This window comes from Phragmitibacter flavus (assembly GCF_005780165.1).
In the GTDB taxonomy this organism is placed as follows: domain Bacteria; phylum Verrucomicrobiota; class Verrucomicrobiia; order Verrucomicrobiales; family Verrucomicrobiaceae; genus Phragmitibacter; species Phragmitibacter flavus.
The window spans coordinates 215,723-228,555 of record NZ_VAUV01000007.1; the positions used below are offsets into that span (position 1 = coordinate 215,723).

The window sequence follows — 12,833 nt, forward strand, 5'->3', positions numbered from 1 at the left end:
GGCAATTCAGAAATTCACCGACGGATTGGAAATGCACTTGGAATTAGGGGTTGGACCAATGCAGCGCTCTAAACAAACATTCATTCCCAAAATGACGTCGTTTTCGCCCAAGTCGACGAAGTATCTTCAGGTAGGCCATTTTTGGATGATTCCGATTGATGATCGTCGGTGTGCATGTGGCGTGGTTCTGGCACTTGTCAAGAATGGGGACGGCAAATTGGACTCGCGATCATTCCTCGCCGGCCTTGTTGACTGGACAGGGCGGACAGTGCCTGATGAAGATAGTATCCAGGGCAGGCGGATCGTGGTGGAGCGGTTTACTCATATCAAGACCATTCAAATGAGTGGTGGGGAGGTGATTGGTAAAGTCGAGCCGTGGTGGGATCGGTCCAGTGAGATATCCAAGGACGACAGCATTCCGTCGGCTGGCTACAATGTGCTCACCATTCTGGCCAAAAAGCTCGCGAGCACTTAAGCTGCAACCTGCTTCAATTCAGTGATCACCATCGCGGACGACGCCTTTCGTTCTTCAATCTGGACGTCTTACTTCCATCGTGTCACACTGCAAAGACCTACCCGAATTCCATGCCCGCGACTCTCCATGCCCGCGACTCTCCATGCCCGCGACTCTCCCTGACTGCGACGAAGTGTTCTCGATGTTTTTTGATCGCTGGTATGACGACGATGATCGTCAGCGCAAGGGATTCACCCACACGAGGCCCGACATGATGGTCGCTTTTCGTCCGGGATATGCCGCACTCGATCTCAGCCCTCTCTCCGACGCTTCTCAGAAGAAAGTCATGGCGAGGATTTCGACGATGTTTCAGACTTGCAAGGCTGATTGGCCCTCCTTCCTCCCGGTGTCCGGCGACATCGATGAGAGATGGATTGATGCTTTCGACAATCATTTCAACGCTGGTCGCATTGCAGCACTGATTGAAGAGGCGGACCCGGAGGATTTTGCGAACTCATACGTCGTAAGTGTTTGTCAGTTTGGGGCGGTTCTGGGCCACGTCATGAAGCTGAAGGAACCACGATTACTATGGGTGCCGGATTGGCCCTATTGGGAGAGCAGCTTATATGATCCCGTCACCGGCCAGGTGATTCCACCTTTTCATTGGGCGATCAAGAAGTTCAGCAGTTATGGAGTGGACGACGGCTATGTTGCGAAGATAGGATGCATGTTGGACGCACTTAACGATTCTGCCAGTCCATGAGCATCGACACATCAGGAGCGTGGTGGACCAGCACTGCCGCAGTTGTGGAATTCTAGGCTGCTTTGCCGGGTGGAAAGTTGGATATGGAGACTCTGAACACTTGATTATAAAAGCATGAGGAGGCAAAATCGATTGCACTGCAGATCGCACCAAAATCACCGATGAGCCCGGAGTCCAAACAAGCGTTTTTCGAAAGGCAAGAGCGAAACATCGCCCTGCACGGATTCACGACGGTTTCGGTGGTGGGGGAGGCCCATTCGTTCTCTTATACTGTCGGCCTGCACAAGTCGTATCATCATCCCGAAATGTTGGTGTTCGGGCTGCCGCCAAAGATTGCTCAGGGTGTGTTGTCTGACATTGCACGCAAGGTGAAGGAGGGGGAACCGTTCAACTTGTCGAAGCCTAATGACAAGCTCTTGGAGGACTGCAATGTATTCTTTGTTGAGGTGCCAAAATCAGCATTTTCGAATTACGTCCTCTCAGCCATTCGATTTAACGGCGAACAGGACTTCTCCCTTTTTCAGATCGTATGGCCATCGGGTCTGGACAATCGTTATCCATGGGATTTAGAGGCTGATCCGGAATTCGTGGCTTCGCAGCCTGTTCTGGGAGTGCCCGCCTTTAAAAGTTGAAATGGGATGGAGGACTTGAAGCATATTTCCTGATGGAAGGGAAGTTGTAATCGACCGGAGTCGAACGTAGCCGCAGAGATTTGCCGATGTATCTTCGTTTCCAAACCTCGATTTCCGATGTTCAGTCCGGGAGATCGACTGGCATTTTTGTTGCCGCCCATGAGTTTCGGGACAGCAACAGGATTTCTGTCGCCGACGAGACATGGTTGCGCGAATACCTTTCTTACTTCAACCAGCATCTCGAGATTCCCGATTGTTTGAAAGATCCAGGGCATCGTCGGGCGATCAGTTGGCTTAAAGAGGGAAGCAAAATGATCGGACGTGTCTGGGCTCTCAAAGCTTTTTTGGAGGAGCATGACATCTTTATCGAGGTTATCACCACACGAGATCCTAGATTGGTGGTTTATGAATACGGTCTTCAGGTGGTGGCGAGGCCGAGACGGATGTCCCCTCCTGCCCCGGCTCGCGCCTAGCCGAGCGATGTGTGAATGAAGTTCCCACCTGAATTATCCATTGCGGTAAAAATCGCTGCTTGAGAATGAGGCTTCTTTGGGGCAAGGTAATACCATGGATTCACGCCTTCAGATTGATCCTGCGATTTGCCACGGCAAGCCGGTGGTCAGGAATACTCGAGTTTTGGTGTCTACCATTCTCGGTGCGTTGAGCGGTGGAGATTCCATCGAGACTATTTTGGAGGACTACCCCTCGATTTCGAAGGACGATATTTTCGCTGCATTGGAGTTTGCGGGGCAAGTCACCGAGTATCAGGTTCTTGAATGCGACTCGGTGGAATGAAACTTTTGTTCGGCTAGGATTTCCCTCTCAAGTGAAGCGATACGCGTCCATACGAATCTTGTTTGTCCTTCTGCTAATGGAGGCTTGGTTGTTAGTGACCTATCTGGAACCGTATGGATTTTTACGCTTTGTGATTTGGGGGGCATGGATTTGGGCTTGCAGTCCTTATCAAAAGCTCAATTCAATTTCCAAACGCCCATTGGCGCACCGGATTTCCGTTTGGATTCTGATTTTGTCCATGTTCGGATTGTTTTTTTGGCAATCTCATTTACTGAATCGGAAAGAGTTGGATTGGCCAACCACGGCATTTTTTATGGCCATGGCGCTGGCATGGGCGTTGCACTTCTGGTCCAAGGTGACTGAAGCGTCGGAAGACGAAGTTAAAGAAATTTTTGGTTATTGTATTGGGACATCCTATTTCCTTCGACATCAAGAAGGCGATAGGTGAGATGGAAAGGCTGGGAGCTTGCGGCTCTGTGAAAACGAACTTTTCCAGATCATTACCGTCTTGTCCGGCGGCGGCTGAATGTCAACCAGGTTGGGGATATGAATATTGAGTTTCTCACTTGTCTGACCAAACGGCGAATTCGTTTTGGCTGGGTTCGGTGAAGTGGAAGCGGCGGCCGCCTGGGAAGGAGAAGATGGGTTTGATGATGGTGCCACCTGCGGCTTCGACTTTGGCTTGGGTTTCTTCGAGTCGCTCGCTGTAGAAGACGATGAGGGCGGCACCGGTGGTGGTGGTGGAGGCTTGGTCCGATTGAAAGAAACCGCCGTCGAGGCCCTGGTCGGAGAAGGCGCAATAGGCGGGGCCGTAGTCTTCGAAGCTCCAGCCGAAGGCTTCGATGAAAAACTTTTTGGTTTGTTCGAGGTCGCGGGAGGGGAGCTCGACGTAGTTGATTTTTTCGTGGTTGTTCATAGAAAAATGGGTTTGCGGCTAGCGGAACATCAATACGGAAACGAGGCAGGTGCGGACCATGGTTGTGGTGGTGCTGCCGAGAAGAAGGTGGCGGATGCGGGTGTGGCCATAAGCTCCCATGACGAGGAGGGGAATCTCGGCCGATTTGAGGGTGGCGGTGATGCCTTCTTCGGGTTCGCCGGGATTGAGGTGCGGGATGACCTGGTATCCGGCGTTGCTCAGTTTTTGGGCGGCGTTTTCGAAGGCGGGTGGGGTTTGGGCGTTGCTGATGCCAGCCATGTAGAGGTGGCAGGTGAGGCCTTGGAGGAGGGGTTGGTTGATGGCGTAGGTGACGGCTTTTTCGGCGCTGGGGCCGCCATCGAACGCGAGGAGGAACTTGTCGATGGGGCGGAACGATCGGGAGGTGACGAGAACGGGTTGGTGGGCGCTGCGAATGATGCGCTCAAGGTTGCCGCCTAGGTGCATGGTGGCGAAGTCGGCGGATTTGCCGCGTTTGCCGATGACGAGAAGTTCGGAGGTTGGGGTGTATTCAGCGACGGTGTCGACGAGGGTGCCGTGACGTTGTTCGATGTGGATGTTGGTGAGTCCGGTGGCGCGGAGATGGCGGTCGGCTTCGGCGAGGATGGCGTCGCCACGGAGCCGGGCGACACGGGATTTGGCTTCGTCGAGGGCGACGAGTTCGGCCAAAAGGGCTTGCTGGGCGTCGACCATGAGGCTGCCGCTGAGGTCGGCGAGCGAGGCGCTTTCGCGGTGGGGATCGAGGGTGTGGAGGACATGGATGCTGGCCTGGGTGCGTTGGGCGACCCAGGCAGTGTGATCGTAGACGCTGGGGGAGTAGTTGGAGCCGTCGGTGCAGGAGAGAATGGACATGGGGAAAGGATAAAGGATAAAGGATAAGGGATAAAGACTTTGGGAGGTTAATGGCTAAGGAGTTTGTCGAGAGCGCCGGGTTTGTCGTGGATGGCGAGGCGGTCGACGAGGGTGGCGCTGGCGTCGTTGAGACCTTGAAGGACAACTTCGGTGCCTTCGCGGCGGAATTTGAGGACGATTTTGTCGAGGGCAGTGATGGCGGTGATGTCCCAGATGTGGGCTTGGCTGACATCAATGACCACTTTGTTGAGCACTTCGCGGAAGTCGAAGGACTTGGCGAAGCTGCTGGCAGAGACGAAGAAGAGCTGGCCGCGCACGAGATAGGTGCGGGTGCGGGTGGGTTCGTCGAGAGTGGAGGTGACGTCGACAATTTGGGCAACTTTGCGGGCGAAGGTGAGGGCGCTCATGAGGACGCCGACGAAAACGCCGAGGGCGAGGTTGTGGGTGAAGACGACCACCAGGACGGTGGCGATCATGACCATGCTGGAGCTTTTGGGATGGGTGCGGAGATTTTTGAGGGAGGCCCAGTTGAAGGTGCCGATGGACACCATGATCATGACGGCGACGAGAGCAGCCATGGGGATTTTCGCGACCCAATCACCGACGAGGACGAGGAGAAGCATGAGGAAGAGTCCGGCAACAAAGGTGGAGAGGCGTCCGCGACCGCCGGATTGGACGTTGATGACGGTTTGTCCGATCATGGCGCAACCGGCCATGCCACCGAAGAAACCGGCGACGATGTTGGCGATGCCTTGTCCGGAACATTCGCGGTTTTTCTGGCTGTCGGTGTCAGTGAGGTCGTCGACGATGGACGCGGTCATGAGGGACTCAAGCAGACCGACGACGGCGAGGGGGAGGGAGTAAGGAAGGATGATCCAGAGCGTTTCAAGATTGAGGGGGACATCGGGGAGGAAGAAGGTGGGAAGGGTGGTGGGGAGTTCGCCCATGTCGCCGACGGTGCGGAGGTCGAGTCCGGTGATGAGGGCAAAGGCGGTGAGGACGATGATGCAGACCAGGGGGGAAGGGACGGCTTTGGTGAGGAGGGGGAGGAGGTAGATGATGGCGAGTCCGGCGGCGACCATGGCATACATGGGCCAGCCGGTGCCTTTGAATTCGGGGAGCTGGGCGAGAAAGATGAGGATGGCAAGGGCGTTGACGAAGCCGATGGTGACGGATCGGGAGACGAACTTGAGGAGGTCGCCAAGCTTGAAGATGCCGGCAACGATTTGGAACACGCCGGTGAGCAGGGTGGCGGCGAGGAGGTATTGGAGGCCGTGGTCTTTGACGAGGTTGACCATGAGCAGGGCCATGGCCCCGGTGGCGGCGGAGATCATCGCGGGCCGGCCCCCAACGATGGCGGTGACGATGGCGATGCAGAAGGAGGCGTAGAGGCCGACCTTGGGGTCGACCCCGGCAATGATGGAGAAGGCGATGGCTTCAGGGATGAGGGCGAGGGCAACAACGAGGCCGGCGAGGAGATCTTTGTGAATGTTGGAGAACCATTGTTGTTGGGTAGTTTGCCAGAAGGATTGCATGATGAGTGGGTATTTTTGCTGAAGGATGAAGGAATGTTGAGGAGTTGGGGAAGCTGAGGCGGGAGCATGGAACTCCCAGAGGTGAGCGCAGCAGACCGGTGTTTGAAGGAGGAAGCCGGATTTGATGAGGCTTCGAAACGGAGACGCGGTGATGCTTTGCCCTGAATGGCGGGCAGAGGGCGGCTCGTTGAAAAATTTAAGGCGGACTAAGTTTCACCGGGATGGCTGGTATCGAGGTCTTCAATGGCGGGGGCGGGTATGGTAGGGACTTAATGGGAGGGCGCAAGGCGAGATTGGATTTTCATGGCTTCGGGGTTGCCTGAACTTCGGTGCCTGCTAGGTTCGCCCGGATTTGCCTCCAGGCGGTGGTGTTTGTATTGCTGGTGAGGTGGCTTGAATTTTTGAACCATGTCGCGATTGAATACTTTTTTGAGGGTTTGGGGATGGGAGATTGTGGGTTCGGTGATGTTTGGAGTGGTGGTGTGGTTGTGTCTGCCGGATCGGGTGGTGACGATTGATGATGACTATGGGTATTTGAGGTCGGTTCAGGAGACGTGGGAGAAGGGGCGGCCGTGGACGAATGAGTTTTTGGTGCCTTTTGCGGCGACGACATCGCTGCTCACGTGTTTGTTGTATGCGGTGTCGGGCGGGAGCATGATGGTGGGGGTGCATGGGGCCCTGGCGTTGTCGGCGGCGGTATTTTATGGAGGGCTTGCGGCCTTGGTGAGGATGGCGGGGGTTTCACGCTGGCTGGCGGCGTTGGTGTCTTTTTTGGTGCTGACGGGCCCGACGGTGTTTTTCATGCTGCTGATGTTCACCTCGGTGCCGCTGTATTGGGCGGGATTGGTGATTTGTGTGGTGGCGGGGGTGAAGAGGAACTGGTGGCTGTTTTCGGTGGCTTTTGTGTTGTCGATTGCAACGCGGCAGAGCGCGCTGGTGTGGCTGGCGATTCCTGGCTGGCTGTTGGTGGAGGAGGTTTGGGCAGGGCGGAAGCAGTGGCCGAAGCTGAGTTTTTCGTGGGGTCCGGTGCTGGCGATCGGAGTGGGGCTTGCGGCGTTTGTGCTGCTGAAGTTGGGGATGAATGAGACAAACGGTCAGCGCGTGGCCGATGAGGCGATGCGGCAGATGCCGGGAGGCGGGGTGAAATCGTTTTTGGGGGTGTTTGCAATTTTAGCGGGGTATGGAACCGCATCGTTTTTGCTGGGGATGGGTCGGGGCGAGGTGGTGCGGCGGGTCATGTGGGTGCCTGCGGTGTTGGTTGGGGCGGCGGGTGCGTGGCTGGCGATCTGGTCGTTTGAGCAATTGACCTGGTCACACAGTTGTTATCTGGATGGCTGGACAAAGCCGGTGTTTGGAATGATGGGCACGGTCGCGGGATTGGGATTGATTTTGTTTCCGCGGTTGCCGTGGTGGCCAGCTTTGTGGGCGGGACTGGGAGCGTGGTTGCCGCAGCTCATTTATGTGAGCGGATTTGATTATTATTATGTAGAGACGTTTTTGTGGGGATTGGTCGCGTCGTTGTTTGGAACGGTGGCGTGGAAGGCGAAAGGGGCGGGATGGTTGGAGTCGGGATTGGTTCGAGGATTGGGGGTGTTGGTGGCGCTGGCGTTGGTGGGGTGGAATTTGCGTTGTGTGGCGAAACACAAGCTGAGTCAGGATCGGGTATCGGCTTTTTGTCAGGTCTATGAGAAGGCTTTGGATGAGGGATTGTTGAAGCCGCATGAGGTGGGGTTTAGTCCGTTTGGCTACACGGGTTGGTTGTTTGATGAGTATTACCTGGCAGGTGGGGGCCGCAGTCCCGGTGCCTTCGTTTCGTATCGGGATGATTGGAATGGGGAACGTGGAACGGGGGTTTTGTCGATTTATCCGCGCGAGTTTCGCAAGTATCGGGACTGGCTGCCGGCACAGAGCAGCAAGACGTTGAGGGAGAGTCCCGACGCGGTGCTGGTGACTTCAATTGACGCCAAGATTTTGTGGTTCTGGAAAGCGAAATTTGAGATCCGACGCGTGCACAGCGACGCCAAGCGCGATGATGTGGTGGAGCTGGATTATGACCGGTATGTGCGCCAGCCGTTTCCGCTGAATGATGAGGAATGGCGAAAATTGATGGCGGGGGATCGCACGCTGGGCCGCTCGTTAAAATGAGAGGGCCGGGCGGGGTGCGTCGATGGAGGGAGCCGGGATGTGGCGGGCAGATGGTGGCATCGCGGTGGTCTGGCCTGGCGGTTTGCCGAAGATGGCGCGGGCGATGGCGAGGGTGATGGCGGAGCTCGCAGGCATGAGGATGGCGGCGAGGAGGGGGTTCATCATGCCGGTGAGGGAAAGAAGGATGGCGGCGAGGTTGTAGAGAAGGGCGAAGGCAAAGACGCTGCGCACGGCACGACGTCGACGATGGGCGACGTTGAGCAGGGTGGGGATGAAGCGCAGGCTGTTGCCGAGGAAGTAGAAGTCGGCTTTGTGTTCGAGGAAGTTTCTGCCGGTGACGGGGCTGCCGGCGCAGAGGGCGGCTTCGATGGCGAGGCTGTCGTTGGCTCCGTCGCCGATGAAAAGGGTGTCGAGTTGGTTGAGGCTGTGGACGCGTTGGGCTTTGTCTTGTGGGGTCATCTGACTGTGCCAGTGGGTGGGAGGGATGTGGAGGGTGCTGGCGATTAGGGCGACTTTTTGTTCACGGTCGCCGCTGAAGAGATAGAGGTCGTGACCCTGTTGATGGAGTGTGTTGCAGGCTTGGATGGTTTCGGGTCGGAGGGCGTCGGTGAAGGTGAAGATAGCGAGGGTTTTTCCATCGCAGGTGAACTCGGTGTCGCCGGGTTGTTGGGATGGAGTGATGCTGCGCCAACCGGGTCGACCGAGAGACCAGTGGTGTTGGTCGTCGTCGATGTAGCTGAGTCCGAATCCGGTGGTTTCGGTGATGGTGATGGGGATTTTGACGGTGGTGGTTTGGATGGGGCCGATGTGGTCGAAGAGGCTGCGGCTGACGGGGTGGAGGTTGCTGGTGGTGAGATGGTGGAGGGCGTGGCGTTGTTCGACGGTGAGTTGGCGGAGGGCTTCGGGATTGGTGAGGGTGGGGTTTTCGAGGGTGAGGGTGCCGGTTTTGTCGAAGATGATTTTTTTGATTCTGGCGAGTCGGGGCCAGAGGTTGGAGGTGCGGACGAAGACGCCGAGACGCTCCATCCAGGAGGCGGCGAGGTCGTCGGCATAGGGGGCGGCCACGCCGAGGGCACAGGGGCAGGAGACGACGAAGACGGAGATCATGACTTGGAGGGCAAGTGCGATGTCGTGTCCGTTGATCCACCACCAAGAGGCTCCGCCGATTCCGATGAGGATGACGATGATGAGGTAGGCACGCATGAGGGCGGCGTTGAAGAGCGGGGCGTTTTCTGCGGGTTCGCGGCTTTGCAGAAGGCGTTGCAGAAGGGATTGGGACCAAGTTTCGCTGGCGGTGACGTCGAAACTTTGGGTGCCGATGTTGAGGGCGCCTGAGGGGATGTTTTGGCCAATGGTGCGGGTGGCGGCCTGGCTTTCCCCATTGATCCATTCGAGGCTGAGGGATCCCTCTGGAGAGATGAGCAGGGAGTCGACGGGGCAGATGTCGCCGGGGTTGATGCGCAACTGATCGAGTGGCTGGATGGCAGCGAGGGGAATGGATTCGGCGGTGCCGGAGGTGGCGATGCGGGTGATTTTTTCGGGGATGGCGCTGGATTGGAGGAGGCGGCGGCGGTTGCGTTCGAGGGCAACCTGTTGGAGCCAGCGTCCGCCCAGCATGAGGAAGATGAAGATGGAGACGAAGTCGAAGTATTTGAGGGTGGGAATGCTGGCGAGCCAGCCATACATGGAGCCTGCCCAGGCGGCGAGGATGCCGAGGGTGATGGGGGTGTCCATGTGGAGGAGACCGAGGCGCAGGGAGAGGTAACTGCGGGTGGCGAAGTAGCTGCCGCCGACGAGCAGGGAGAGGGTGGCGGAGCAGGCGGTGATGATGTCGAACCAGGACGCGAACATGAAGTCGCGGTCCATGCCGAGGTAGGAGGGAAGGCTGAAGGCCATGGTGTTCATGGCGAAAGCGGCGCAGAGTCCGAGGCGTTGGTTGAAACTGCTGGATTCGACTTGTGAAGCAGAGGTGGGGTCGGATTTACCAACGAGATAGCCGAATTGTTGAAGAGTTTTGGCGAACTGGATGAGGTCGAACTGGCGGGGGTTGAAGTCGAGGTGGAGTTCGCTGCGCGAGGTTTGGATGTGGAGGTGCTGGGCGCCGGGTTGGGTGGTGAAGAGGTGATTGATCAACCACACACAGCCAATGCAGGAGATGCCCTGGACGGCGAGGGTGAGGTGGACGTCCTTGTTCTCGGTCGGCGGGATGAGTTCGTCGAGCCAGGAGTAGTCGCGTTCGCGCAGGGTTTGGGGGTTGACGGGCGGGAGGGGTTGTTGACCGCGGAGGTCGTAGAACTGGTCGAGGCCCTGCTGATGGAGGAGGTCATGGACATAGGCGCATCCAAGGCAGCAGTAGTCGGCGGCTGCGGTGTTGGAGGGGATGGCGTTGCCGCAATGAAGGCAGTTGGGCATGGTCAGATCATTGGGGGACGCCGGTGATGAGGGACGGGTGGCAGCAACTGGTGTCGGGTTCACCGGTGAAGGTGCCGCGCAGGCGCCAGATCATGATGAAAACGGCGAGCAGGGCGAGGCTGCGCTGAACCTGGCGGAGACGGACGGGGGTGAGCTTGAGGTTGAGCCATTGCAGTTGGGTTTGCATAAGCCAAAGGAGGGGGAGGGTGCCAAAGCCGAAGGCGAGGGCGAAGCTGGCACCACCGATGGTCGAGCCGTTGGCGACGGCGAGGCCAAGCATGAGGTAGAGGGGTCCACAGGGGATGAGCGGGGTGGCGAGGCCGATGATGATGGCGCGGTGAAAGGGGGGACGTCGCAGGGCCCAGAGTTTGAGGCGGGCCATGGGCATGGTGAGGAAGCGAGGTTTGGGAAGCCAGCGTTCGAGGCCGAAGGCGATGATGATGAAGAGGCCGACCAAAAGCCAGGGGAGGATGAGTGCGGGGCCATGTTGGAACCACTGCATGGGCATGATGCCGATGGTGCCTGCGATGGCTCCGATGACGGTGTAGGAGAGGAGGCGGGCGGCGTGGTAGAGGGTGGTGTCGCGGATGAAGGGGGTGGGTTTTTGGGAGCTGGCTTTGCCTGCCCAGGCACAGGCCATAGGGCCACACATGCCGACACAGTGGAGACTGGTGACGAGTCCTGCAAAGAAGGCGGTGGCGGTGGTGTCAATGGCTGGCATCGGCATCAACGTGAGGGGTGGGGAGGGGGATTTTCTCAGGCTGGTTATTGACGGCGATGGTGATGAAACAGGTCCAGACGGTGATGAGGACGAGGAAGGCCAGCACGATCCACAGCCAGGGTTTATTTGAGATAGTTTTGCGGATTGAGGTAATCATCGTTTTGTATGCGGGGGTCGGGGCCGAGGAACTCGACGGCGCGGGTGGCGGTGGCTCCTTTGGGAAGGAGTTCGGTGACGTGGATGAGGGTTTTGATCGGGCCGTCCTGGTAGTTTTGTTTGGGGAGGGTGAGGACAAGGATGCGGATGGATTCGGCGCCGGGAGCGACGGTGACGGGATCGTTGGTTCCGCTGATTTGCAGTCCAGCAGGGGCGTCGGGGGGAAGGGTGATTTGGTAGTCGACGTGGATGTTGCGTTTGTTGATGATGCGGACCTGGAACTGGTTTCTGATCAGGTTTTCGGTGAGGAAATAAGGGGCACCGGTCATGCGCGTGGAGGAGATGCGCAGGGGTTTGATGGTGCTGAATCCGAAGGCAAAGACGATGATGCCGATGGCGAAAAAGACGGTGTAAAGGAGGGTGCGCGGGCGCAGGTAGCGGGTTTTGCCGCCTTGCAGGCCGACCATGGAATCGAAGCGCACCAGTCCGGTCGGTCGCTTGAGGCGGATCATGACGTCGTTGCAGGCATCCACGCAGGCGGTGCAGCCGATGCATTCCATTTGCAGGCCGTTGCGAATGTCGATCCCGGTGGGGCAGACCTGGACACAACGCAGGCAGTTAACGCAGTCGCCGGCCGGGGCGTCGGGGGTGGATTTGCCACGGGGTTCGCCGCGAATTTTGTCGTAACCAATGACGACGGTGTGGTCGTCGGTCAGGGCGGACTGGAGTCGGCCATAGGGGCAGAGGATGATGCAGAATTGTTCACGGAACCAGCTGAAGGAAAAGTAGATGGCACCGGTGAGGAAGAGCATGATGCCGAACGCGAGGAGGTGCTGCGTGGGCGGACCCTGCATCCATTGGTAGAGGGTGCGAAGGGAGATGAAGTAGGAGATGAAGATGTGCGCGATGAGGGTCGATAGGAGCAGGTAGATGCTGTGTTTGAGAAGGCGCAGGCGGATCTTTCTTGATGTCCAGGGGGCACTGTCGAGTTTGCGACGCTGCACGGCATCGCCTTCGATGAGGCGTTCGACCCGGCGAAAGATGTGTTCGAGGAAAACGGTGTAGGGACAGGTCCATCCGCACCAGACTCGGCCGAAGAAGGCGGAGAGATAATAGAGGGAGAAGGCGAGGCCGGTGACGACGAAAAAGCCGAGCCAGAGGTCCTGGGTGGCGAAGGTGATCCCGAGGAAGTGGAAGCGGAGATTGGCGGTGTCGAAGAAGACGGCGGGGTGGCCGTTGATGGGAATCCAGGGGAGGGCGATGTAGACGAGGATGAGGACCAGAGCGGTGAGGCGTCGCCAGTGGGCGAAGGGTCCGCGCACGTCGGCGGGGTGCAGCATCTGCCGCGATCCATCCTTGGCGATGGTGGTGACGCTGTCGAGATTGGGGGTGATGGGGGGCATGATGGGGTTGGGGAACCGCCAGTAAGTGACC

General features: G+C 57.8%; 14 protein-coding genes. 7 read left to right on the forward strand and 7 right to left on the reverse strand.

Annotated features, from left to right (window positions below):
• Positions 1–31: 31 nt before the first annotated feature.
• From FEM03_RS10795 to FEM03_RS10820, 6 genes are all read left to right on the forward strand, one after another.
• Positions 32–475: a hypothetical protein gene (locus FEM03_RS10795; RefSeq protein WP_206170964.1), complete on the forward strand. Its 444-nt coding sequence runs from the start codon at positions 32–34 to the stop codon at positions 473–475.
• Between the two features lie 142 nt (positions 476–617).
• The gene (locus FEM03_RS10800) at positions 618–1,217 is read left to right on the forward strand and encodes a hypothetical protein (protein ID WP_138086265.1); all 600 of its coding nucleotides are present in this window, start codon (positions 618–620) and stop codon (positions 1,215–1,217) included.
• Between the two features lie 161 nt (positions 1,218–1,378).
• Positions 1,379–1,849: a DUF4262 domain-containing protein gene (locus tag FEM03_RS10805; RefSeq protein ID WP_138086266.1), complete on the forward strand. Its 471-nt coding sequence runs from the start codon at positions 1,379–1,381 to the stop codon at positions 1,847–1,849.
• Positions 1,850–1,935: 86 nt separating this feature from the next.
• On the forward strand, positions 1,936–2,322 hold the full coding sequence (locus FEM03_RS10810; RefSeq protein ID WP_138086267.1) for a hypothetical protein: 387 nt from the start codon (positions 1,936–1,938) through the stop codon (positions 2,320–2,322).
• A gap of 94 nt (positions 2,323–2,416) precedes the next feature.
• Positions 2,417–2,644, forward strand: coding sequence for a DUF433 domain-containing protein (locus tag FEM03_RS10815; protein WP_138086268.1), 228 nt, complete (start codon positions 2,417–2,419; stop codon positions 2,642–2,644).
• Positions 2,645–2,702: 58 nt separating this feature from the next.
• Complete coding sequence (locus FEM03_RS10820; RefSeq protein ID WP_166442781.1) at positions 2,703–3,092, forward strand: hypothetical protein; 390 nt, start codon at positions 2,703–2,705, stop codon at positions 3,090–3,092.
• Between the two features lie 114 nt (positions 3,093–3,206).
• On the opposite strand, the gene FEM03_RS10825 is transcribed toward FEM03_RS10820, so the two are convergent.
• From FEM03_RS10825 to FEM03_RS10835, 3 genes are read right to left on the reverse strand one after another with little or no spacing between them, the layout of a single operon-like run.
• Entirely contained in the window at positions 3,207–3,560 is a 354-nt protein-coding gene (locus FEM03_RS10825; protein WP_138086270.1) for a VOC family protein, read from the reverse strand.
• A gap of 18 nt (positions 3,561–3,578) precedes the next feature.
• Positions 3,579–4,430, reverse strand: a complete 852-nt coding sequence (locus tag FEM03_RS10830; RefSeq protein ID WP_138086271.1) for a universal stress protein — start codon at positions 4,428–4,430, stop codon at positions 3,579–3,581.
• Between the two features lie 47 nt (positions 4,431–4,477).
• A complete protein-coding gene (locus FEM03_RS10835; RefSeq protein WP_138086272.1) occupies positions 4,478–5,965 on the reverse strand; it encodes a SulP family inorganic anion transporter in 1,488 nt (495 codons plus the stop codon).
• A gap of 408 nt (positions 5,966–6,373) precedes the next feature.
• On the opposite strand from FEM03_RS10835, the gene FEM03_RS10840 reads away from it, so the two are divergent.
• Positions 6,374–8,110, forward strand: coding sequence for a hypothetical protein (locus tag FEM03_RS10840; protein ID WP_138086273.1), 1,737 nt, complete (start codon positions 6,374–6,376; stop codon positions 8,108–8,110).
• On the opposite strand, the gene FEM03_RS10845 is transcribed toward FEM03_RS10840, so the two are convergent.
• Genes FEM03_RS10845 through ccoG form a run of 4 tightly spaced genes read right to left on the reverse strand, consistent with a single transcriptional unit; the run spans position 8,102 to position 12,802 of the window.
• Positions 8,102–10,522 carry a heavy metal translocating P-type ATPase gene (locus FEM03_RS10845; RefSeq protein WP_138086274.1) on the reverse strand — a complete coding sequence of 807 codons (2,421 nt, stop codon included), beginning with the start codon at positions 10,520–10,522 and terminating at the stop codon, positions 8,102–8,104. The genes FEM03_RS10840 and FEM03_RS10845 overlap by 9 nt on opposite strands.
• A gap of 7 nt (positions 10,523–10,529) precedes the next feature.
• Positions 10,530–11,249: a sulfite exporter TauE/SafE family protein gene (locus FEM03_RS10850; protein WP_138086275.1), complete on the reverse strand. Its 720-nt coding sequence runs from the start codon at positions 11,247–11,249 to the stop codon at positions 10,530–10,532.
• Positions 11,230–11,400, reverse strand: a complete 171-nt coding sequence (locus FEM03_RS24405; protein ID WP_166442783.1) for a hypothetical protein — start codon at positions 11,398–11,400, stop codon at positions 11,230–11,232. Before FEM03_RS24405 ends, FEM03_RS10850 begins: the two co-directional genes overlap by 20 nt.
• Positions 11,366–12,802, reverse strand: coding sequence for a cytochrome c oxidase accessory protein CcoG (gene ccoG / locus FEM03_RS10855; RefSeq protein WP_138086276.1), 1,437 nt, complete (start codon positions 12,800–12,802; stop codon positions 11,366–11,368). Before ccoG ends, FEM03_RS24405 begins: the two co-directional genes overlap by 35 nt.
• Between the last annotated feature and the right edge of the window lie 31 nt (positions 12,803–12,833).